At 57.5% G+C, this 22,100-nt stretch carries 13 protein-coding genes; 4 read left to right on the top strand and 9 right to left on the bottom strand.

The features are described 5' to 3' along the window. Positions 1–825 precede the first annotated feature (825 nt). From XH93_RS11905 to XH93_RS11895, 3 genes are all read left to right on the top strand, one after another. Entirely contained in the window at positions 826–999 is a 174-nt protein-coding gene (locus XH93_RS11905) for a hypothetical protein (RefSeq protein ID WP_194473645.1), read from the top strand. 23 nt (positions 1,000–1,022) lie between these two features. Continuing rightward, positions 1,023–1,808 carry a class I SAM-dependent methyltransferase gene (locus XH93_RS11900; RefSeq protein ID WP_194473644.1) on the top strand — a complete coding sequence of 262 codons (786 nt, stop codon included), beginning with the start codon at positions 1,023–1,025 and terminating at the stop codon, positions 1,806–1,808. Positions 1,809–3,446: 1,638 nt separating this feature from the next. Then, positions 3,447–3,620 (top strand): hypothetical protein, encoded by a 174-nt coding sequence (locus tag XH93_RS11895; protein WP_194473643.1) that lies wholly within the window; start codon positions 3,447–3,449, stop codon positions 3,618–3,620. 407 nt (positions 3,621–4,027) lie between these two features. Here the strand turns inward: XH93_RS11895 and XH93_RS11890 are convergent, their stop codons facing one another. From XH93_RS11890 to XH93_RS11845, 9 genes are all read right to left on the bottom strand, one after another. Beyond that, positions 4,028–5,362 carry a glutamine synthetase family protein gene (locus XH93_RS11890; RefSeq protein WP_194473642.1) on the bottom strand — a complete coding sequence of 445 codons (1,335 nt, stop codon included), beginning with the start codon at positions 5,360–5,362 and terminating at the stop codon, positions 4,028–4,030. After that, positions 5,359–6,648, bottom strand: a complete 1,290-nt coding sequence (locus XH93_RS11885; RefSeq protein ID WP_194473641.1) for an ATP-grasp domain-containing protein — start codon at positions 6,646–6,648, stop codon at positions 5,359–5,361. The genes XH93_RS11890 and XH93_RS11885 overlap by 4 nt, the downstream gene beginning before the upstream one ends. Then, entirely contained in the window at positions 6,645–7,514 is an 870-nt protein-coding gene (locus XH93_RS11880) for a DMT family transporter (protein WP_246799592.1), read from the bottom strand. Before XH93_RS11880 ends, XH93_RS11885 begins: the two co-directional genes overlap by 4 nt. Before the next feature lie 162 nt (positions 7,515–7,676). After that, positions 7,677–8,495 (bottom strand): gamma-glutamyl-gamma-aminobutyrate hydrolase family protein, encoded by an 819-nt coding sequence (locus XH93_RS11875; protein WP_194473640.1) that lies wholly within the window; start codon positions 8,493–8,495, stop codon positions 7,677–7,679. Beyond that, positions 8,492–9,544 carry a dhydrorhizobitoxine desaturase gene (rtxC, locus tag XH93_RS11870; RefSeq protein WP_194473639.1) on the bottom strand — a complete coding sequence of 351 codons (1,053 nt, stop codon included), beginning with the start codon at positions 9,542–9,544 and terminating at the stop codon, positions 8,492–8,494. Before rtxC ends, XH93_RS11875 begins: the two co-directional genes overlap by 4 nt. 31 nt (positions 9,545–9,575) lie before the next feature. Further along, complete coding sequence (locus tag XH93_RS41880) at positions 9,576–11,987, bottom strand: 2-aminoethylphosphonate--pyruvate transaminase (protein WP_246799591.1); 2,412 nt, start codon at positions 11,985–11,987, stop codon at positions 9,576–9,578. 1,792 nt (positions 11,988–13,779) lie between these two features. Continuing rightward, positions 13,780–15,663 carry a sulfate adenylyltransferase subunit CysN gene (gene cysN, locus XH93_RS11855; RefSeq protein ID WP_194473638.1) on the bottom strand — a complete coding sequence of 628 codons (1,884 nt, stop codon included), beginning with the start codon at positions 15,661–15,663 and terminating at the stop codon, positions 13,780–13,782. Continuing rightward, positions 15,663–16,562, bottom strand: coding sequence for a sulfate adenylyltransferase subunit CysD (gene cysD / locus XH93_RS11850; RefSeq protein ID WP_194475115.1), 900 nt, complete (start codon positions 16,560–16,562; stop codon positions 15,663–15,665). The genes cysN and cysD overlap by 1 nt, the downstream gene beginning before the upstream one ends. A gap of 271 nt (positions 16,563–16,833) precedes the next feature. Next, positions 16,834–18,102, bottom strand: coding sequence for a sulfotransferase (locus tag XH93_RS11845; RefSeq protein ID WP_194473637.1), 1,269 nt, complete (start codon positions 18,100–18,102; stop codon positions 16,834–16,836). A 1,156-nt stretch (positions 18,103–19,258) separates the two neighbouring features. On the opposite strand from XH93_RS11845, the gene XH93_RS11840 reads away from it, so the two are divergent. After that, on the top strand, positions 19,259–19,645 hold the full coding sequence (locus XH93_RS11840; protein ID WP_246799590.1) for a MarR family transcriptional regulator: 387 nt from the start codon (positions 19,259–19,261) through the stop codon (positions 19,643–19,645). Positions 19,646–22,100: the final 2,455 nt, after the last annotated feature.

Raw genomic sequence — 22,100 nt, 5'->3', positions numbered from 1 at the left:
GCCGTACCAAGATGAACTGTGACGGCCGCCGATCTTCAAGGAATACGACGACCAAGAGTTCAGCCATTTAGCTCGCGCGTTTGCAGTAGACGACGGAAAGCGTGAGCTGGCTCTGATCAATTGTGAAGCAACGGCCGCACTGCTCAACTGCCCGATCGAAGAGGAGCCGTTGCAAAGGCTGATCGTTGAACCCGATGCGTCGATCGTTGTGCACGATAGAATTGATCCAATCACCTCGCGACCTCGACTATTGGGTACTGTCCCTCCGATCTCGTACGACCGCGTCAGGTTTCCGACATTCATGTTCGTAAGCCGCCCGAGTGGTTGCCTGGCGCGGCGTGAAAAAGCACAACGTTTTGGTCTCTGGTCGTTTCTTCACAGTCTGGCACGCCGGTTGCTGAGTGATGCGCGGCTTGGTTGCCCAATCACGACCTCCTGAGGCCCAAGCCGCTTCGTAGCGCAACTCGTGCGGGCGGATCTCGCCGCCGCCCGCACGTTTTTCATGGTTTCGACCCAGTCCCCGCGCTTCATGAGCTTATGCTTGCCCCGTGAGGAGGCTGCGCGCCTGTCTGGCACGCGAGTTGCTCGGAGCAATACGGCTTGGCTTTCATGTATCGCGCCCCCCAGGATGGCCAAGCATCCTCCCAGACTAGCGCGGGTGGTCCCCCAAGCCGCCCGCGCTACTTTTCGTTGGCCGCGGGTCTCCCGAGATTGGCTCGGCGACACGCTGCGGAGATTATCGACAGGATCCGTGGAGAGCTTTGGATTCCCACAAGCGGCGCTCAGAGGCCAGCCACTCACGGTTGCTTGGGGAAACGTGCTGTGATGGAGAACGGAGCGGACGTCCGAAGCATCTTAAGAATTCTATACGTTGTCGCAGCAGCAAAAATAGCGATCGGCGCGCGCGATGCTCTCGATGTTGCGCCGAACGTCGGCATCATGCTTGGTGCATTATTGATTGCCGCCTTTCCGGCATTGCGTGACCACTACACTTTTTAAGTGCCATCGAAAGGAGCGACGCGATGACAGAACCGGCTGATGATCGCCTATTGGCAGCAATCGATCGGCTGGCACAATCTTCCAGCCAGGTCGCCGAAGCTTTGTCGACAATGCTCGGCAAGCAGGACATTGCAAATGAACACCTGCGCAAACTTGTAACCGCTGCGGAAATGTACGGGCTACCCAGAACGAACCATAGCTTGTTTCATAGTTTGTCTGTGATTGCGCAAGAACAAGCCATTGAGATAATCCGCACAGAAATGGCTGATGCCGTGTTTTTTGCCGATCATGACGAGTTCAGGTTCGATGCCTTGTCAAAAGCGGGTGCGGGTGTTGCCCTCGAGTTCGGCGTCTATGGCGGTTACACCATCAGCACCATGGCCGAGCGATTTCCAGAGCGGACGTTTTATGGCTTCGATAGCTTTAATGGCCTTCCGGAGCGCTGGAACGGATATCTTCCGGTGAACTTCGATCGTGGCGGCAAGGCGCCCGACGTTCCGAAGAACGTAGAGCTTATTGTTGGTCTGTTTGATGAGACAATTCCGGTGTTTGCTCAGCGCGAGCTGCCCGTCGCGTTCATCCACGTCGATTGCGACATATATTCAAGCACAAGAAGCATCTTTACGGGACTCAAGTCTCAGATTCGTCCGGGATGCGTTATCGTGTTTGACGAATACTTCAACTACGTAGGGTTCGAGAAGCATGAAAGATTAGCTTTCGACGAATTCATCCGTGAGACCAACTATGGTGTCAATTGGATATCTTATTCGGGGCAACAGGCCGCTTGTGTACTGACGAGGGGTGCGTAGTAACCAAGTCAGGTTTCCGTCAGATCCGACGTGTATACCCCTCAGCGAGAGCGTGATCACTTCCGCGACCGCTCGCCTGGCGGAAGCATCTTCCTGGATCGCAAGGTCTATGAGGTTTCGATCTTTGTCGGACAAATGAGGATAGGCCGTTGGAAGAGTCGGCGGCTCGTGGATGGGAGCTGCGCCTTCTCCTAGACCCGCCTCTTCCAGGCGCTGTTCAAAGTCCTCCTACCCGGCCTGACCCGCTTGCTGTTCTTGCAGTATGGCGTGATGCACCTGCGGCCAAGCGATCACATCAAATGGATCAAAATCCGGAGGGTCCACGCTAGCTCCGCTTCCACAGATCACCTACAGAGGCTCCCTACTCGGGTAAGCTTTCGAAAAGCTGACGAGCCCCGATGCACAACAATGCCGTTCTGCCCCGGGCCTTCGCTGACGAAGTCGCGCCAACTTTTGATAGGGTCGGCTGTAACGGTCCGCACGAATGGGTGTGAGGCTATATTGTGGGTGCTGATGAAGCTGCCGATCGTTTGAGGAAGTGTATCTCGCCGGCGAAGGCCGCTTGGTGAAGACGAAGACTGGCTTAGCGACATTGCCATCGAAATGCAGATCGAGGACGGCTTGATCTGGGTCTGTGGCGTCGTCGAAGATGGCGTTCAGGCGTTCACCGACTTTGGCATCGAAAGCCTGATCGAGCTCGTCAGGTTACAAGAAAAACCCCAAGCTGCTCACGCGCTGGCAACGGAAATGATCCAACGAGCTTGCGGCCTACGCCGGATGCCTACCCAGCAAGGGGATTACCCCCCGAGGCCGAATCGACGTCTAGCCAAGGGATCGGCCTATTCGATGAGAAGAAGGCCGACGAGGGGGAACGACGAACGACATTGCAGCGAAGCTGAGAAGCCCCGCTCCACCTGGTCGATATGGTCGAGCCTGAACGTGTTCGCAACAATGAGCCAGCTCTCTGTGAGCGCATGCTAATTCGCGCACAAGAGACGGCCCCAGCGAGGGAACCGAGCTTTGCCACTTTTCCCGTATTCTTACGGACACGTTAAGCATTCTTAGGTATCCGCGCGCTTTGCATTTTGTGCCAAACTGTACGTATCAGGATTTTGCCAATAACCTTCCTGGGGCTAGAGCAAGCGCCGCTCGCGTGTATTTTAAGCGGGCGGCGTTGCGTTGAGTCCTTACAAAAATTGGCCCCGGCACTTGGGGCTAATCCGCGCGCTTCGCGACGCGCTTCCTAATAAGGAACAGCCGCCCGCTCACCGCTGCCTCAGCCCACCCGGCTTCTGCGCGATCTCGCGCTGCGTGAGGCCTGTTTTCTCGAACCAATGCGCTGTTCGTCCTCCGCGGAGCACGCCGGCATTGAAACTCCCAAAAACTGTTCTGTCCTGAAATGTCAGCGAGGATCGCAGATATTGACTTTCCACCGGGCCCTAATCTGTCGCAGCGAGTGTCCTTACCATGGCAGCACGGGTAGAGCGCTCTTGGAGAGCCCTAATTCGGCTTAAACGAAGAAGGCGAGATTTGGTTGATGTTCTCAGCCCATTTCCCATTGGTCGCCATCTGTTCTCATAGCTTGTTCCCGTCAGATTCCGCATGAGATGATCCCCGCCTTTTGCGGGGAGGCCTTCCATGAAGGACATGCAGGCGCACTTGGAAAAACTTCGGATCGAGGCGGAAGAGTGTGAGCTAATCAGCAAGCTGGCGACCAGCCCGACGAAGAAAGAGCTATTCGCCGAGCTGGCAGTTCATCACCGGACACTGGCCGATGAGGTCGAGCGGACCATAAGCGCAACAAAGCCTTAGTTCCCGTAACAACATAGGATGCATCGGCGCATTGTAATGCCATCACCGACCAAGCTCTGCCGGCAGGCGCCGGTGGCTGAGAGACCGAGCGCGCGCCCGCCTGCCGAAGCAATGAGCGCGGCCATGGCCGACACCGACCACGCTTCGCGCGTGCACCATGAGGCTTTCCGAGATTACGTAACAGGGCGCGTTTGTGAGCTGATCTCGCGGGCTGCGGAGTTACTTAAAGTGCCAGCGCCGAACACCTTCATCGGCCGCAAGACCCAGGAGCCCTTCCCCCAAGGAGCAGGAGCAACCACCAATTGGAGCGCTCCTCCGCCTGCTGCTTAATGAGAGCATGAATGACTTATTGAAACGGGCCGATCAGTTGATGCGTGGAAGGTGCCGGTCTGTGGAGCTCAAGCTGGCTAAATGATCTCGAAATACCGCCGGCGTTCAAAGTCGGTGACCCGATGTTGAACGGCTTCCCATTCCCAACGGCGGGAGCAAGAAAACACTTCAACAAACCTTTCACCGAAGACATCATTGGCTGCCGGGGACTGTGCAAACCGATATGTTGCCTCTGCCAGGCTTTGAGGCAGCCTCCCGGATGGAAGGCAGGTCTCCGCGCTTGCATCCCCGACGATCGGAGCCGGGAGCGCCGCATTTGTCTCGACACCCAATATGCCGGAACCGATGGCACATGCGAGGGCTAGATATGGGTTCAGGTCTGCGCCGGGCAGCCTGTATTCGAGGCGATGTGCAGACGGGTCTCCCCGAATGACGCGTACCGCGCAGGAGCGGTTGTCGACTCCCCAGCTTGGACAGATTGGCGCCCAACAACCAGGTACCAATCTCTTGTAGCTATTGAAATTCGGCACAGCGAGCACACAGAACTCGTTCATGTATTTCAATTGTCCGCCGATGAAGTGCCTCATGAGCTTCGAGACGTTGCGAGAAGCCTCACTATCGTAAAATACATTCTGACCATCTGAGGACATCGAGACGTGAATATGGCCGGACTGTCCCGGCCATTTTTCGGAAACCTTGGCCATGAATGTAGCCGTCATGCCTCGCGTCTGCGCCCAGGCCTTTATCATCGACTTGAATATGATTGCGCGATCGGCGGCTTCCAGGGCATCACAATGACGAAGTGACGCTTCAATCACGCCTGGTCCCGTTTCAAGGTGCAGCCCGCTGAGAGGTATTCTGGACTTCTCACAAAGCGCCAGGATCTCACCGAACAGTTCCCGGTGCGCAACAGACCGCGCAATCGAGTAGCCGAATGGGCCCCGCGTCAAAGGAGCCCATTGGCCGAACGGCTTGTCTTCAATTGTGTCGGCGTTCTCCTTGAACAACATGAACTCAAACTCGAACCCGACAGTGCAGCTGTAGCCGCGGTCGGCAACCCTTCGTAGGACTTTACGCAGAATACCCCGCGGACAGACGCTCTCATGTGCGCCCGTAAACTCGGCGAGATAGAGATATTGATCGCCAGCATAAGACACCGAACGGCCGGTGCCTGACAGAATGCGCAGATCGGCGTCCCCGAATACTGATCGCGACTCTTGCGTGAAGCTCGCCGGAATGACCCGGTCCGAACAATCCCACGCAAGCACTGCTTCGGAGAACTTGATGACTTTATCCCCCACGGAAAGATCTTCACCCAGGACGTGTTTGCCTCGAAGGATGCCGTCGAAGTCGCTCACACCGATCATCGCCGCGGCGGCCGAATTCGTGCAACTGTCGCGCGTGTCGGTCATTGGTTCGCTTCCTGCGCCACCAAATCGAACACCTGGTCCATCCGCATCGCACGCAGTTGGCGATAGTCATCCTCAAGCTGTATCAGGTCGTTGTTCACGAGATACACAATGCCTGGCGTCGAGGCCAGGTCGATCGTCGGAACCAGGTTTTGCCCTATCGGAACGAATGCAATGGCATCCGCGAAGCTCGGCAGCTTGCGTATCGTATCAAGTCCGGGATAGCCGGCAACAACACCGCCGATGTCGGAAATCAGCGAGACGCACAGTGCATGAGCCTGCCGCTTGTAGACCCCGCGTCGCCTCATGTACTCGGCAAAGCCTTTGGGATCGGCGTAGCGCCACGCCGTAAGCGTCAAATGGTTATGGCCCAAAGCCATCGTCCGAGCTTTTGCCGACATGGTTCCTTGCAGCCTTGCTCCCAAGTCGACCAAAACCGGTCCCCGATCATCGACGATGATCTCGGCATGAGCAGGTCCGTCCACGATTCGGAGCGCCCGCAACGCACGCACAAGGTAGTCGGACAGTTCAAGGACGATTGGCTCCTTACCACCCAGCAACCGCTCGAGTGAGCAGACCGACGACGCGCCCTCAATAGGAACAGTGTCATAGGTCCAGGCCTCCGTGACGAAGGTCTCACCAGAGATCGAGACGGCATTTACGGTATATTGCTGGCCCTTTATTTTCTCCTGTCCAAGCGCCAATTGATTGAGCGTTCCGACACGGTTCGTCTTCCCGACGATCGCGGTTACAGCGCGCTGAATATCCGCATCTGTCGAGCAAAAGAACACGTCTTCGGTGCCTGTGCTGTTCAGCGGCTTGATCACGATCTCATCGAAGCACTCTTGACGCTTCCAGCGTGCGATCTCTCCAGAATTGTCGGACACGACTTGTCTGATCGATCGCACGCCTGCTGAGGCCAATGCCTCGGACAGGCGCGATTTGTCGCGCCGGGCGGCTGAGAGGGCGGTGCCATTTGAAGGCAAGCCCAGCCGCTCCGAGATCGAATCGGCCAGCTCAACTCCGGTCTCGCACCCCGCTATGACGAACTCCAGCTCCCTGCCTTGGAGAGCCTGAAGGTGATATTCAACGACCTCCTCGTACCCCATGCGCTCGGGCGGTCGAATGACTTCATCATACAGATCCGCGTTGAAATGCGATTGGAAGATGGACGGAATCTGTGCAGCCGACATCACATGCACTGTTGAAATTCCATACCGCTTGAACTCTTCCGGCAAGAATCGGCCGGTCGAATATGCGTCGACAATTACACAATTTCGTCCGTTCATGTGGATCTCCGGTATTGCAAATAGACGTTGCCGACGGCGACAGCCGTAATGAGAACATTTCCAACGAACGTATGTGGCGAAGGCACGATACGAGAATCGAAGTACTGGAACAGAAACGTGATGACAGGAGCAGTGGACAGGACCATGTTGACCGTGAAGGGCTCGACGCGCCGAATGCCCTCCTGGAACAAGAGCAATGGAACGATGATCGTGGATAGCCCAATCGTTGCGATCGCAAGCCAATGCTGTGAGATCTCGAGCACGATGGAGGAATGGTCCACCAGTGCCAGCAGCAAGAGGATCGTCCCGTAAAAGCGATGCGCCAACACCTGTCGACCTGAAAATCCGCGGTCGAATAGCAGCTTGACGAGTATATTTGTAAGGGCGAGCGATAGGCCGGCCACGATTGCCAGGACGATGCCGAAGGCCGATCGAGCTCCCCACTCCACGCCAGCGTTGCCGGTTGCCGAGATCCAAATCATGTAACTTCCAATTATCGCGATCGTAACGCTCACGACGATATCGGATGCTGGAGGGACGCCCTGCCGCCTGATTAGCGCGTTTAACCACACCGTCGCAGCGGGTCCTAACGCCACCATGAACGCGACCACGATCGCAGGTTCGGCGTATTTCAGGCCGATAAACAACCCGATCCAACTGATTGCGGTCACGACATTGAGCGACACAAAAACCAACAGCGCCGACTTCGCAACTGGTGCCGTTCTTCTCTCGTGACCTGCCAGCAGATTGAATGTCAGACACACCGCGGCAAATGACACGAGGAGAGCGACGAACGCATCTGCCTGCTGAAAATACGATGCCGCATAAACTTCGCCCGCCGCGCTCAGGACGACATAGAGCGCCACAAAGAGAACTCCCAGAGCGAAGCGTCTGGTCAATCGTCCGCCCGTCCCCCGCCGGCGGCGCGGCGCGGCCCCCTCCCCGAAGCAGGCTTGTGCATCAGTTCCGAGAGAATCGTCCTTCGACCTGGGCGGACCGCGCTTGGTTTGAAACGTCACAATCCGCCTCTAGTGTTTCTTTGTTTGGCAGTACGCAACACACGCCTCTCCAAAAGCCGTGAACAGTCGCTGGCTCAGGAGATCGGTTGAGGCATGCCATTCGGGGTGCCATTGCACACCGATTTGCAGCGTCGGCGCGCCAATGACCGAAGCCGCTTCGACCAGTCCGTCAGGCGCCCATGCCTCGCGCCTCAGCGCGGCGGCGAGCAGCTCTATGCCTTGATTATGCAGGGAGTTCACTTGCGCTTCGTTGGCGCGCGCGATCGGAAAGAGCGCACCCTCAGGAGATATCCTCACGCTGTGCGCGGCATCGTACTGACGGTCTCTTGGACGATCTGGTTTCTCGGCATGCATCTGGCCACTTCCCAGCCTCCACTCGGTGAGCGAAGAATGAAGAGTGCCGCCGAAATAGACGTTAAGCTCCTGAAGCCCCCGGCAGATACCCAGGATCGGCATTCCGAGCGCAATGGCGCTCCCGATGGCTACTGCAGAGAGCCTGTCCCGCGGGCGGTCACGGATTCCGCCATCAACGTCTTGCTGATCAGGTGGTGGAAGGGATGCAGGCGCTTTCAAGACGAAAGGGTCAATATTCGATTCATCTCCTGTCAACACCAGGCCGTCGAGCGCACCCATGATCGCCAGGCCGACCTCTAGCCTCGTATCCTCCGCATCGATCGTCGGCAATATGACGCACGCCACGCCCGCATGATCAAGCAGAGCCTTGAGGTATTTGCGCCGCAGCCAGTCGCGATGCACACCATCGACCAAAAGACGGTTCGAGGTGACGCCGACCACTGCACGGGCTTTGTCTGACCGTTGCAATGTCACGCCACTTGCCCCTTCGCATGGGCAAGCGACTGCTCATACAAGCGTCGATTTCGCTCCTTCAACTGAGTTATGACACTGGGTTGACCTTGCGGCCCCTTGACGAAGAGCCCTCCCCAGCTCGCGGCAACCTTTGCGTAACCCGGATCCTGCATCCGGATCTTCTGGGCCTTGTGCAAAAGCCAGAATGGAATACCCGGCGACAGGTGATGCTCGAGGTGATACTCGTCCAGGTTTTGTCCAAGGATGGCCCGCTCAAGGAAATTCCCTTTCCGATTCCTGGTCAGATAGACGTTCTTCGTTTCGGTCTCGCACATCGGCGAGTGCTCGGCGAGCTCGACAAACCACCCAAGAACCTGAAACGTTGTGAGATAGGGGACGATCCAAAACAGGATCACGATGTGGAGCAGCCCAAGAGCATATGATCCGGCCAAGATGCCGATCCAGAAGAGGTAAAAGCCATACTTGTCGACAAGTATGCTTGACCGGCTCTGGTCCTCGGCATCTGTGATCGAAAACCGATTGGTCCAGAGATACTTCAGATAGGCCAATGTCGCGCCACCAAATATCGGCTTCCAGATGATATTGAAGGCGTACCGCTCAGGAGGCTGGACGTCGTAGACACCATTGGCCATGAAGAACTTCAGGTCGGGATCCTTCTCCGGGTCGCCGAGATACGGATGATGCAGATAGACATGTGAGATCCGGTAGGCCCAGTGGCGCTGGAACAGGGGATAGGCCGCGAACAGAATGCCGAGGACGTAGTTCCAGGTCGTGTTCTTCGCGAGCGTACGGTGAGCCGCATCATGAGCGATCGTCGTCAGGCCGCGCTGGTAGGCGCCGATCAGAAGAACGGCGAGCGGGTACAGCCACCAAGAGACGCAGACCGTCGCGAGCGTGCAAGCGGCGATTACAGCGTAATCCTTGGCGATATAGGCAGCTCCCGTTACATTGTCCGGCCTCAGTTCGGACAGTTGCTTATTGATCTCCCGGCTGAACTGAACAGCCTCATAACGTGACGACCTCAGTTTCCAAGCGTCTGCCTGATTCATGAGAACCTCTTCCTGATCGCCTTACAAGTTGTCAGATTGCGGAAAGCGCCCTGTCCAGATCGCGCACGATGTCGTCGACATCTTCGATGCCGACGCAAAGTCGGATCGAGCCGCCAAATATGCCGGCGGCTTCGCGCTTCTCCCGTGGAACAGTGGTGTGGGTGGTCGAAACAGGATGCGTCACGAGCGTACGGGCATCCCCTACGTTCGAAACGTGATACATCAGGTCGACATTCTGGATGAACTTGCGCCCGGCCTGTTCGTCCTCTACCTCGAACATGATCATCGCGCCGTGTCCGTATGCGGGATTGAGTGTCTGGTCGACGGTTTCCTGATCGGCTCCTTCGAACAGCCCCGGGTAGAAAACACGGCGCACTTTTGGATGCGCCTTCAGAACGTCGGCCACGATCCTGGCGTTTGCGCTGTGCTGCTTCATGCGAAGGGGCAGCGTTTCAAGGCCTTGGATCAGCTGAAAGCTCGCAAAGGGGGCAATGGCCGCGCCGGTATCGCGCAACCAGGTCATGCGAGCCTTCAGGAGAACCTCGCTTTTTCCGAGGTCGTCGACATCTTGCAGCGCGTTGCGCCAGATGATCCCGCCATGGGCCTCGTCAGGGCTGTTGAACAAGGGAAAGCGCGAGGCTCCCCGGTAGCTGAACTTGCCGTTGTCAACGATCAGACCGCCCAGCGTCGTGCCATGGCCGCATATGTATTTCGTAGCAGAGTAGGTCGTGATCGCAGCACCGAGATCTGACGGCCGACATACCAGCGGGGTCGTCGTATTATCCACGACCAACGGAACGCCGTACTTTCGGCCGATCTCAGCAAGCTGTTTGACCGGAAGCGGAATCAGACAAGGGTTTGAAATCACCTCTCCGAACAGGCAGATCGTGCGATCATCGATGGCACGTTCGAAGGTCTCGGGCCTTCGCGGGTCTGCCGTCCTGACGCTGATACCAAGACGCTTTAGCGTGTTGTGGAGCAGATTCCACGTATTGCCATAGAGATACGGTGAGGCGACGATATTGTCCCCCACCTCGCCGCTTGACAGGTTGACGATGGCAAGGAAGGTTGCCGCTTGACCTGACGCGACGGCGAGCGAGTCGCTCCCCCGGTCGACCGCGGCATACCTTCTTTCCAATGCGCGGGTCGTCGGGTTGATGATCCTCGTGTAGGTGAATCCATCGGCCTTGACGTTGTAGACGTCCGCAATGTGATTCAGATCGCCATCGAGTTCATAAGCCGTGTTCTGATAGATCGGCACCGCGACGGCTTTCGTCACCGGATCGCGTCGATAGCCCGCGTGCAGAACAGCAGTTTCGGCAGAGAATGGGGGCTGCGAGGTCCTTGTGAAGGGCAAAGACATCTCGACGCCGCGCTCGCAGGCCTGCCGGGCTGACACCGTCCCCGTGGATGGAGCCGGACCGGACCGAAAATATGTACGAAAGGCGCACCCCAACTGCTCGATCCAACTGGGCTGGATGTCGCCAATGCAGCCGACCCGAAAACTCCGCGTTGCAAGATGCAGCTTCGAGTAGACGTAAAGGTTGTGGGCCGCCAAGTGACGGTACAGCCCATCGAATCCTGCTTGATCCACGATTCCGGATGGCGCGTTGAACGCGACGCAGACCGGCGACTGCAAGTCGGCGGACAGCAGCGGAGACACTACCCCTTCGAGTTCTTGGACGAGAGCGTCTCTGACCTTCTCATACCTGCGGCGCCTGGCATCAATGCCTTCCCCCTCCAGAATCTCCAAGGCCTTCGTTGTTGCCTGAACGATGTGGGTGGGCGGGGTCGACCGCCACTCACCGGTACGCTCGAGCGAGAGCCATTGATCTCTCACGTCGAGCACAAATGACCTTGGTTCTTGAACCGCTCTTTCCAGCAGCTCGGCAGATGCGATGACAAAAGCTACTCCCGGCGGCCCTTCGATGCACTTATTGCTCGACGTCACCAGGACGTCCGGTCCGCCACGGCTTAGGTCGATGTCAATCGCGCCAAAGGAGCTCATGCCGTCGACGATCGTCTTGACGCCACGCCGCCTCGCCTCGTCTATGATCGCGTCCAGCGGATTGACGATTCCGGTCGTCGTCTCGCAATGCACAAGACATAGGTGAGTAACGCCGGGATTTCGGCTCAGCTGCTCGGCAACTTCCTGGGGGTCCAGGGGCTCGGTAGCTCGCTTGACAAGTTTCAGCGCCTCGATGTCCCACAGCCGCAGCATCTTGAAAATGCGCTCGCCATAGATGCCGTTTATGCAAACGAGTGGCTTGTCGTCCTTGGACACGAATGAGGACAGAGCGGCTTCCATTGCAAAGGAGCCGCCCCCCTGAATGGGGACCACCGAATAGTCCTCGGCACCTCCCAGCAGATTGAGCATCAGCCGCCTCATGCGGGCGGTCACTTCCTTGAACTCACAATCCCGCGATGCGAGATCGAGCTGCATCTGGCTCCTGACCGCCAGCGACAGCGACAATGGACCAGGCGTCAGCAAAGATCGTTGTCTAGTCACACTATTCCCCTTAAAACCGTGTTCGTCGTGGATCCGAAGCGCGATGACGCGACCTCGCCCCCTTGGGCGCAGGCTTCCTCGATTCATCTGCTGCTGCGGAGAAACACCATAGGCGCAGGCAAGCTTCGCCTAGCGGCCCATCACATCACGCACGCAAGGATTTGAGCGCCGCCGCATTGTTAGCTAGGCGCCGATCCGCTTACGCCCACCCCCTGCACTCAGGCGAAGGTTGAGGTTCGGAACGAACGTGCGCGTCGGGCCATAGCGTGCGGATATCAATCCGCGCGTGACGGACATGATGCGCGCCGTTGTTGATGAGCCTGATCCTGCGTGAGCCTGAGACTTGAGACATTCGCATACCGTCACTCGTTGGAGAATTCGGGACGTTGACGACCTTTGCCGTCCATTTTCAGATCGTACAACTTGACGTTAGGTGCGTTTCAACCCTCTTCCGAAATCTTCTCGTGTGAATTTTTTCTGACGTGCACCTTCACTGGGAGCGATAAGCCAGCTCGAGTGGCTGAGCGAAGTGATCGGCAGCAAGCTAGCTCAGCGTTTTCATGGTCTAACGTTAGGATCGTCCCGGCAGTCGATGATCACCGCGGTCCGCCCACCGTAGTTGACGGCTGATCCAGAACGCAGCCGACGTGAGCCGCAGTGGAGCTCGAATGCTCAACCGCTCGGTCGCGGAGCAGCTCACGGCTTACGCCTCGACGAGCCTGCCCTCAGTCATGAGGCATTCGAGCTCGACGGATAGCTCCGTTCGAGCCGTTCTGCTCGCCTTCGCTCTTCTGTTAGACCTGCCAAATGTCGAGCACACTCTCGATCCGGCCTGCCACATCCTCAAGGTCCGGCTCGAGGCCAGCGTCGCTTAAGCACGAAACAGAGTTTTGAATTGCCGGAAACCGCACCGGCGATAGCCTTGCTCTTTTGCTCTTTAGGATGCGCCTTGGGGCGGGTCTTCCCGCAAGAACCGAACCCATCGAGCTGCAGGCTCATTGAGGAGGTGAGCGGTCCGGAATGAACATGGGGGACCACGACTGGCGCCGCGAGCCTCTCCCTGCGGCCTTCTCATTGTCCCCTGCCGGCCCGCCTCGTGCAGACATGTTAACAGCCAGCCCCGCAGACAGCCCTTTGAAGCCCGTCCAAAACTCAAGACCGCGCCCCGAGGGCAGGCATAGCGCCGGGAGCCGGGACAGACTGCTTCTGCTTCCAGGTCAATGCACTGGGAAACAATTGGGGCTCGGCGGATGCGGCTAGACCCGGAGGAACGAGTTGCCCCCTTCATCGCGCGCGAGAGATCGAAGCTGGATGGTCGAGACGCCGGCAGCTCGGTTACGAGAGGCTCGATGGGGACCTAGCTGGACGCGAGGAAAACGGCGTCAAGCGAAAAACTCAAGCTACTGGAAGTCGGACTTCCTCTCTGGCCTTTGTCCTGGCGTCGTAGATTCTGACCTGGAGCATGGGACGGCGCTTCTTGAGCTCCTGGGCTCCTGCGAAGGCCCCCTCCCTGGTCGCGAATTCGGTTTTCAATTGACCGTCAATTTCGAGCACATAACCAGAAGCGGGCAATCGACGTGTGGACGCGACCATTTTGTTCCTTTAGAGAATGAGTTCGTTTGATGCCTGTGCTTAACCCGAGTCGCGGTGGCCGGGACACCAGGTTAGTGAGGGGTCATCTCCTGCCATCGATGGTGCGATGCGAGGGTGACGGGTTCGATGAACACTAACCGCCAAGAATTGCGCGGGCCATCAAGACATCGATCACGGTTTGGGCCATTTGCTCAGGTGTCTGCTCCATGGTCCTGAGATGAATTTCGGGTCTTATCGGTGCTTCGTAGGACGCATCGATGCCGGTGAAGTTCCTGATTCTACCGGACCTCGCCTTTGAATAGAGACCTTTGGGATCGCGCCGCGCGCATTCTTCGATCGGCGTATCGACAAAGACCTCGACAAACTCCTCCTTGCTGACCAAGCTGCGCACCATGTCTCGTTGGGCCCTGTGGGGCGAGATGAACGAACAAATTACGATCAGGCCGCTGTCCGCCATCAACTTGGCAACTTCCCCGGCACGCCGGATGTTTTCCGTGCGGTCGACCTCGGAAAAGCCGAGGTCCGCGTTTAATCCGTGCCGCAGGTTGTCCCCATCCAGCAGCATGGCATGCCGGGACATTGCAAACAGCTTTTGATCGACGATGTTGGCAATCGTCGATTTTCCCGCGCCGGACAGGCCGGTGAACCAAATGATGCAAGGCTTCTGGTTCTTGAGATCGGCCCGCTCCTTCCGTCCCACTGCAACGGGTTGCCATGCGACGTTGGTAGCCCGCCGCAGTGGACGTGCGATCATCCCGGCCGCGACCGTACGGTTGGTATAACGGTCGATGACGATAAATGATCCTGTCCTGCGGTTGACCTCGTAAGGATCGAACGCCGCAGGCCGGGCGGTTGAAATGTTGCAAAAACCGATCTCGTTAAGGCCAAGCGTCCCGGTTGCCAGATGCTCCCGTGTATTGACGTCGATCCGATGATTGATCGCAGTGATGCTCGCGGCTGTGGTCTGCGATCCAATGCGCAGAATGTAATTGCGCCCGACCACGAGCTGGTCCTCATCCATCCAGATCAGATGAGCGGCGAATTGGTCGGCGAGCTCCGGCCGTTCGGTCGGACGTGCCAAAAGATCGCCACGGCCGATATCGATTTCGTCTTCAACGGTAATCGTGATTGCATCGCCAGCCTCGGCGCAGGACAGATCGCCGCCCTGCGTCACAATCCGCCTGACGCGCGTGGTCCGTCCAGACGCTGCGACGACGATGTCGTCCCCCACCGAGATGCTTCCCGAAACCACGGACCCGGCGTAACCGCGGAAATCCAGGTCCGGCCGGTTCACCCACTGCACCGGAAAGCGGAAGGCCTGCCCGGAGCTGTCGGACTGGATATCAATACTTTCCAACTGGGCGATCAGGCAGGGACCATCGTACCAGTGAGTGTTGCCGGAGCGATTGACGACATTGTCGCCGTGCCTGGCAGAGATCGGGATCGAAACGATCGATTCGAAGCCAAGATCGCTGGCAAAGGCCACATAGTCGGCGACGATCCGATCAAAGGTCTCTTTGCTGTAGTGGACGAGGTCGATCTTGTTCACCGCCAGGACGAGATGGCGGATACCAAGGAGCGAACAGATGAACGAGTGGCGCTTGGTTTGGACCAGCACACCCTTGCGGGCATCGATCAGGATGATAGCGAGCTGGGCATTCGAGGCGCCCGTTGCCATGTTGCGAGTGTACTGCTCGTGGCCGGGCGTGTCGGCCACCATGAACGAGCGCCGTTCCGTCGCGAAGAAACGATAGGCCACATCGATGGTGATGCCTTGCTCTCGCTCCGCTTCAAGCCCGTCGACGAGCAGCGCGAAATCGATGTCACGGCCGGTAGTGCCGTGCTTGGTGCTGTCCCGTTTCAACGCCGTCATCTGATCATTGTAGATCATCTTGCTGTCGTGCAGCAGGCGGCCGATCAGCGTCGACTTCCCGTCATCCACCGAACCGCACGTGATGAATCGCAGCTGATCCTTTGGCTTGGCCTGGACAGACTGCGTTATCGCTTTGGCAAGCATCAAAAGTAGCCTTCCCGCTTCTTCTTCTCCATCGAAGCGGCTTCATCGGCATCAATCAGGCGACCCTGGCGCTCCGACACCGTCGCGGTCTGCATCTCTGAGACGATGTCTTCGATCGTCGTCGCGTCGGATTCAATAGCCCCGCTCAACGGATAGCAGCCCAGCGTGCGGAAACGGATCATCCGCATTTGCGGCGTCTCGCCAGACAGAAGCGGCAATCGCTTGTCGTCGATCATGATCGTCGCGCCATTTCGACGCACGATCGGTCTTTGCTTTGCGAAGTAGAGCGGGACGACCGGAATCTTCTCCCACATGATGTATTCCCACACGTCGAGCTCAGTCCAGTTTGACATCGCAAAAACGCGCATGGTTTCGCCCAGGCGAATCCGAGTGTTGAACAGGTTCCAGAGCTCCGGCCGCTGATTGCGGGGGTCCCACACGTGCCCGGCCGAACGGAAGGAGAGTATCCGTTCTTTTGCACGGCTCTTTTCCTCATCACGCCGGGCGCCGCCAAAGGCGGCATCGAATTCGTGGAGGTCGAGCGCCTGCTTCAGGGCGTCGGTCTTCATCACCTGGGTATGAAGCGCGGAGCCGGAGTCGATCGGATTGATCCCGCGCTTGATGCCCTCCTCGTTCACATGGACGATCAGGTCGAGGCCGAGGCGCTTGGCTGTCGCATCCCGAAAGCTGATCATCTCGCGGAACTTCCAGGTCGTGTCGACGTGAAGCAGGGGAAAGGGCAGCTTTGCTGGATAGAAGGCCTTGATCGCAATGTGCAGCATCACGCTCGAGTCTTTTCCGATCGAGTAAAGCATGACCGGCTTTTTGAACTCGGCGACCACGTCACGCATGATTTCGATCGATTCAGCTTCGAGACGGCGCAGATGTTTCGGCAGCATGTGTCTTCTACGATGCGGGATCTCTAGTTCGTTCAGTACCGCCTTGCCTTGCGCTAGCGGCCCGATAGGCGTTGCAGCGATCGGCGCCTGCCATAGCGCATCGGCGACCACCGGGTCAAACAGCGGATAGCGCTGTCCATCCTTCGTTGGCGTCCGCCAGCATCCAATCGAAGCGCGGCTGGACAGGCGAGTCGGTGGACTTACTTCCGCTTGCTAGCTAGACGACGAGCTCGATAAGGCAGGCAGCACATTTTGACCATAATCCTGAGGGTCATCGCTCGTGATTGCTGCGCCCCTCCTCGAGCCGTACAATCTCGCCCCGCAGCGCCTCGATAATGGCGTCGCGATCCCGAATGGCCTCTTGCTGGGCGCCTCGATCCTTTTCCGAGGCCAAGAGCGCCATCCGCAACTGAGCCGCCATCGAACTCGTCAGCTCCTGATTTTGGTCGAGGTCGGTTCCGGATAGATGCTGCGCATCGTGCGCTGCATTTGGTGTGGAGCAAGAGTTCGCGATTGGCTGCCGAATGCCAGGGGTCAGCTTACCGGGGTTGGCTGGAATGTTCGACCATGCCCGCTCCCTATTGACGCGCAGATCCCACCACATTCGAAATATCTGACGATATAGCTCGGTGACCTCGCGCCCTTTATCAACCACTCCGGCTTGTCGTGCGTGCCGCAACTCCTCTCCATATCCGAGCTGTATCATCAGCTCGACGCCGATCAGATCGGTTATCGTTTGCATCTCTTCGATGCCCAATTGGACTTGCCACGCGTCGACAGACCTCGCATCGACGGTCCTTCTTTGGAGGATTTTCCGATCTCCAAAGCTGCTGGAGCGGAGATAATCGGCCTGAGCCGTCGACGCAGCTGCAGTGTATTTTGGATCACAGCCAAGGCCAGCGATGAGACGCTGAATTTCCTCCTCTGGACACGCCGCCAGGCGTTCGTACTGCACCACCATCGTCTGCCGGCGATCGCGGTGCGCAGCGAGCTTGGGCAAGCCGAGAACCAGGTCAGCAAGCGGAGAGGCAATGCTGTCAGGCAGACGGAGCATGAGATCAGCAAGCGAGGACACGCTGACCGAACGGGAGCTTTCCGCCTGAAGAGGGATTCCCCAGGTCGACTTCAGGGATGCGGCAATGGCGTAGGGATTGCGCATCAGTAGAATATGCGGCGCTTCAGGATAAAGAGACTCCAAATAGTCGAGCACCATCCAGTAGCGTGGTGTCTTGTCTACGATGATGCGCTTGCCCGCCGAGGACAGATACGCACCGTACGCCGCATCCGCAAAGGCACGGCTGACCGCAGCGCGATCGATCCGGCCCAAGAACTCGGAGGTTGCCGTTTCGATCAGAGATGTTCCGGCCGGGTGACGATGGTCCACCCTGCCAAACGCCTCAAGAGCCAGCATGAGCCAGGGCTCTGGTGGAGCTGTAATTTCCGGATGCTGTTGGAGCAAATGCGCCAACATCGTCGTTCCGGACCGTGGAAGGCCGAGCAGAAAGCAGACCGTGGGCCCGCGGTTTGCATTCTGGCTCAAGATTCCGCTCCCGATATGCTCGAGGAAAGCGAGCCCCGGACCACACACTTGTTCGCTCGAGAACGACGGTCGCCGCCCAATTTCCCATCGGCCGATCGCTCGCGACACTTTGCCATACGAGGAGGGAGGCGCCTGCAATTCATGGTCCCGAATCCGTCGAATTGATGAATCGCACAAGCTTTTTTGGCAATTGCAATCGGCAGCATGCGACTACGCGCAAGTCTAGGTTTAACCAAAGGCCAGCTCAACTATACGAAGGCAAACCGCCAGTATGGAATCGGATGACAGGATTATACTGCGGTTTATCGGGTAACCCCCACGCCACGATTGGTGAAATGCGTGAACCGGCGGCCGGGCCGGCAACCGAGCGTCAAGGCGTAGCGTCTTGGCTTCCGATGCATTGCATTGGCTGCGACGATAGCCTGCCGCCGGACCTCGTTGTTGAACTTGCCTTGTCGCTTATCGATTGCTTTCGGCACAATCGGGCCGGTTTTATCGAGGCTGATGGGCTGCGCCCCAACAGTTCGCGCGGTGCTGGACATTGCAGTCCGACCGCGTGGGAAGAGCAAGTCTTATCCTTTGATCAGACTGCGGCAACGATCCAAAACATCACAACGTAAAACGACGCGTCGAGATCTCGCGACACGCTGCTGCGCAGATGTTCTAACGTTCTTCGCTCGAGACTTTGACTGCTCGATGATGCGACAAAGGAGCAAACAAGCCGGCGAGTATCCAACGAAGCAGACCATGGACGTCCTGCTGGCAGGGGCATCAATCTTACCGGCGTGCGGTATCGATCCCGACAAAAGCCGCCCCTGAATATCAAGACAATGAGCGCGGTGTGGCCGCAACTGCTCCTGCCAGTTCAAGATCGGCACGCTCCCCATTCGTCCGTATCGTACCAAGTATTTGATTTGCCTGCTCTTACGGCGTTGTCGTCACTTCTCATTCGCGCTAAGGGAAGCTGGTAAAGGGGGAAACCTGAGCTACGATGGCGTCGGATTTACCTGGTCCAGCAAGCGCGCTTGGCAACATTTCTAGCGACGGGCAGGAGCCAGTCCGGCCGTTCGTGTGGGAGATCAGATCGATCAGCGCGTGTCTCGAAGAGCTTGCGAGATTCCAAGCCAATGCACTTGGCATCACTGGAGCACAGTGGATGATCCTGATGGCGGTGGCCTATTTGGGGAAAGAAGATGGTGTCCCCGTTAACGTGGTGTCAAAGCTGATGCACGTCGATCCTTCCTTCGTGACGACCCACTCAAAGCTGCTCGAGAAAAATGGATTCCTGCGGCGTAAGCACTGCGCAAGCGATGCTCGGGTCGTGCAGATGACGCTGACCGCCAAAACTCGCAAACGTCTGGCATCTATGGCACGGCAGGAAGCACTGGATGAGTTCGATTCTGGTGAGTTCGGGGTTGATGGATCAAGCGAGTTCATTGCCAAGCTGGCCGCAGTCAGGCATCGTCTGGAGAGGATCCGCCGCGAGAACCGTTCCGGCCTTCCGAAGACCAAACGCACGGCCGTGAGAAATGATACCACGTAGCCATGTCAACGCTTCCAGTCTTCGAGTTGTCCTTGAAGCAGCGCGGACGAAGGTGGTTGTGGTCCGTGCATACCGACGAGGGCAAACAGGTGATGACGGGCTCAGGGCGCAGCCGCTCGGCCGCCAGATATCAAGCCAACCGAGCGCTGTTTCTATTGTTGCTGAGCGCGCCGTATCGTTCCGAAGCTCGAACTCACCAGCAGGCTGGGCGGGGCACTCTTGCGCCCAAATGATCTTCGAGGAACGCCCCACTCGCAAGGTTGTATCCATCGGCTAACCCATGGGCCAATAGCATAACTGCGCCGCGTCCTTGATTTTGCAGAATCTACTCTCAGGCCGGAACGACGACCTTCTCAACCTGGTCAGCCAAGGGGCCCATCGCAGTAACAACCAGGCAGCTGCGAGCTGAACCCTGACGAAAGCTGAACATTCTCGCGCGGTTTCGGGGCGCGTCCTCCGTACAGACCTCGATGTGGCGGGAGCTGAATCTTGCGCTTAAGCAAATCGCGCAGAGCTGGCGTAGATCTGCAGGCTCATGTGACTTAGCGAGTCACCAGCTTTTTTGCCGAGATATAGCCAGGAAGCGCTTTCCAGAAATCTCATCGAAGATACCGGATGCGCGAGGCCGCTCCGCCATCCCCAAGCTCCAAGCAGCACGTGGCCCATCTTTATCCGCAAATCGATCGTCGCTCGAACCTTCAAAGATCTTTGACGCGCCGACGATCGCGGACACACACGCTCTGCCCTGGTGTTGGAGAAGCTCCTTGTCGAGGTCACCGACCGTGACGTCGTGGCGACAAGCTCTGCTCTGATCAGCCAGCTGAGGAGTCCGGGACCTCATCAAAGCTGATCGGCCGCAGAACCAAGCGGCCAGTCCTCTGGCAGGTACACGCCGAGAAGCAAACCAGACGTTCGTCGTACCAGGAATGTAGGCTGTACTCACTGAGTACGCTGGATTCGATCACCTCACCTTATAAAGGTCCGACAATGCTACGTTCTCGGGCAGCAGCAACAATTGCAGCGCTGAAATCGATAGGAAATGAGCCTGGCTCGAAGTTGGTTGCTTAACAGTTGGGCCGAACCATTGAACCAGAAATCACCGCGCTCATACGGCCGCCGATGCAGGGCCAGGCAGAGTTCGAGTCCTGTTGCGACACAATCCAACAGCCAATAAGGGCGGCCCGGGAGCCGCCCTACTGGACCAATCAACAGCGCAGCCCAAATAAGCTACCGCTGATGTCCCAGTCCGATTCCGAGATGTAAGGCCTTCTGGCGCAGCGCACCGACAGAGCGTTTGGTCATTTTTGATATTTTTGTGACTGGGGTCCGAGCCTTTGAATGGACCTTGAGTTCTTTGATGTCTGCCTTAGTCCATTCGCGCCGCTTAACGCGTTTCTTGGTTGCTTTTTTCACTATGAATGCTCCTTCTGAGAGGAGCGGCTTCTAACATAGTTTTTTCACAGCGACGACCGTAAAAAGGAGGCAATCATAGAACTCGCGCAAAGCTGCAAGCTCTGTCATGTGTTCCCAAGACAATAGCGGTTGTTCGTTTCGTGGAGGTTTTCGTATCGAAAGACTTGGCCACGAATTGGCGAATCCAGTGTCCTAATTGACACATCGTTGTTGAAACTAAGCAGGTTGTTACAAGTCTTTGAAACACCATGAAAAAGCGAATGCGCCTAGCCAGAGAACTCCAGGCAGGTTCGAGATTTGTATCCAGCTCAGAGGGATCAGGCATTGAATTCGGCAGACACCGTCGCGCTCTCATACTATGGTTGCCCCTACCACGCTTGGTGCATTGCGACGTCGTCTAGCCGTCAGAGCCTCGTTTGGAATGAGCCAGGCGACCAGGTCGCATCTCGGCTTGATGTCCGTCGCCCGGACTCGGCTCAACGTATCGGAAGGGCAGAATCTTTTCGTATGAGCAGCATTCACCCTTTTGCCGAAGGAGCGGCAAACCACCGTTGCTTCGGCCTTCGCGATGTTCTCCTGGAAAGTGGCGCTTCGGCCGACGTCAAGATCAACGGCCGACGCTTTTGGCCTTCAATCGCCGCTTTTCGTCCAAATCGTCTTCTATGTCATGCACGCATATTCGCCCCGAGAGACGAAGCTGAAGCTTGATCGTTTCGACCGGAGCCGTTGCCTCATTGAGCCAGGTCACTCCCGTCATATCGGCGGTGAGGTACAGCGACCGGCGCTATCCATCGCGCAACCCCTCGCTGCCCGGCCGGTTCGACCGTGCCGGATCACGCGACATCGCCAGCCCGGTTGATAGCGATCGAAACTGTCATGATCGATGAGGCTGCAGCTGATGGGTGTCATGCTCGAAGGCTGAAGCCCTGATTATGCAGCTATCGTGGGTCAGACACGCTGGCATCATCGATGGCGAGCGGGCTCTACTGAGCAGCCGTTGCTGATCACGGCGCGTTGCCGCCATCAACAGGCTGCGAACTGT

The sequence above is a fragment of the Bradyrhizobium sp. CCBAU 51753 genome, from assembly GCF_015291565.1.
GTDB lineage: Bacteria > Pseudomonadota > Alphaproteobacteria > Rhizobiales > Xanthobacteraceae > Bradyrhizobium > Bradyrhizobium ivorense.
The sequence above is the reverse complement of the archived record's forward strand: the minus strand, read 5'-3'. Positions and strand labels throughout refer to the sequence as shown.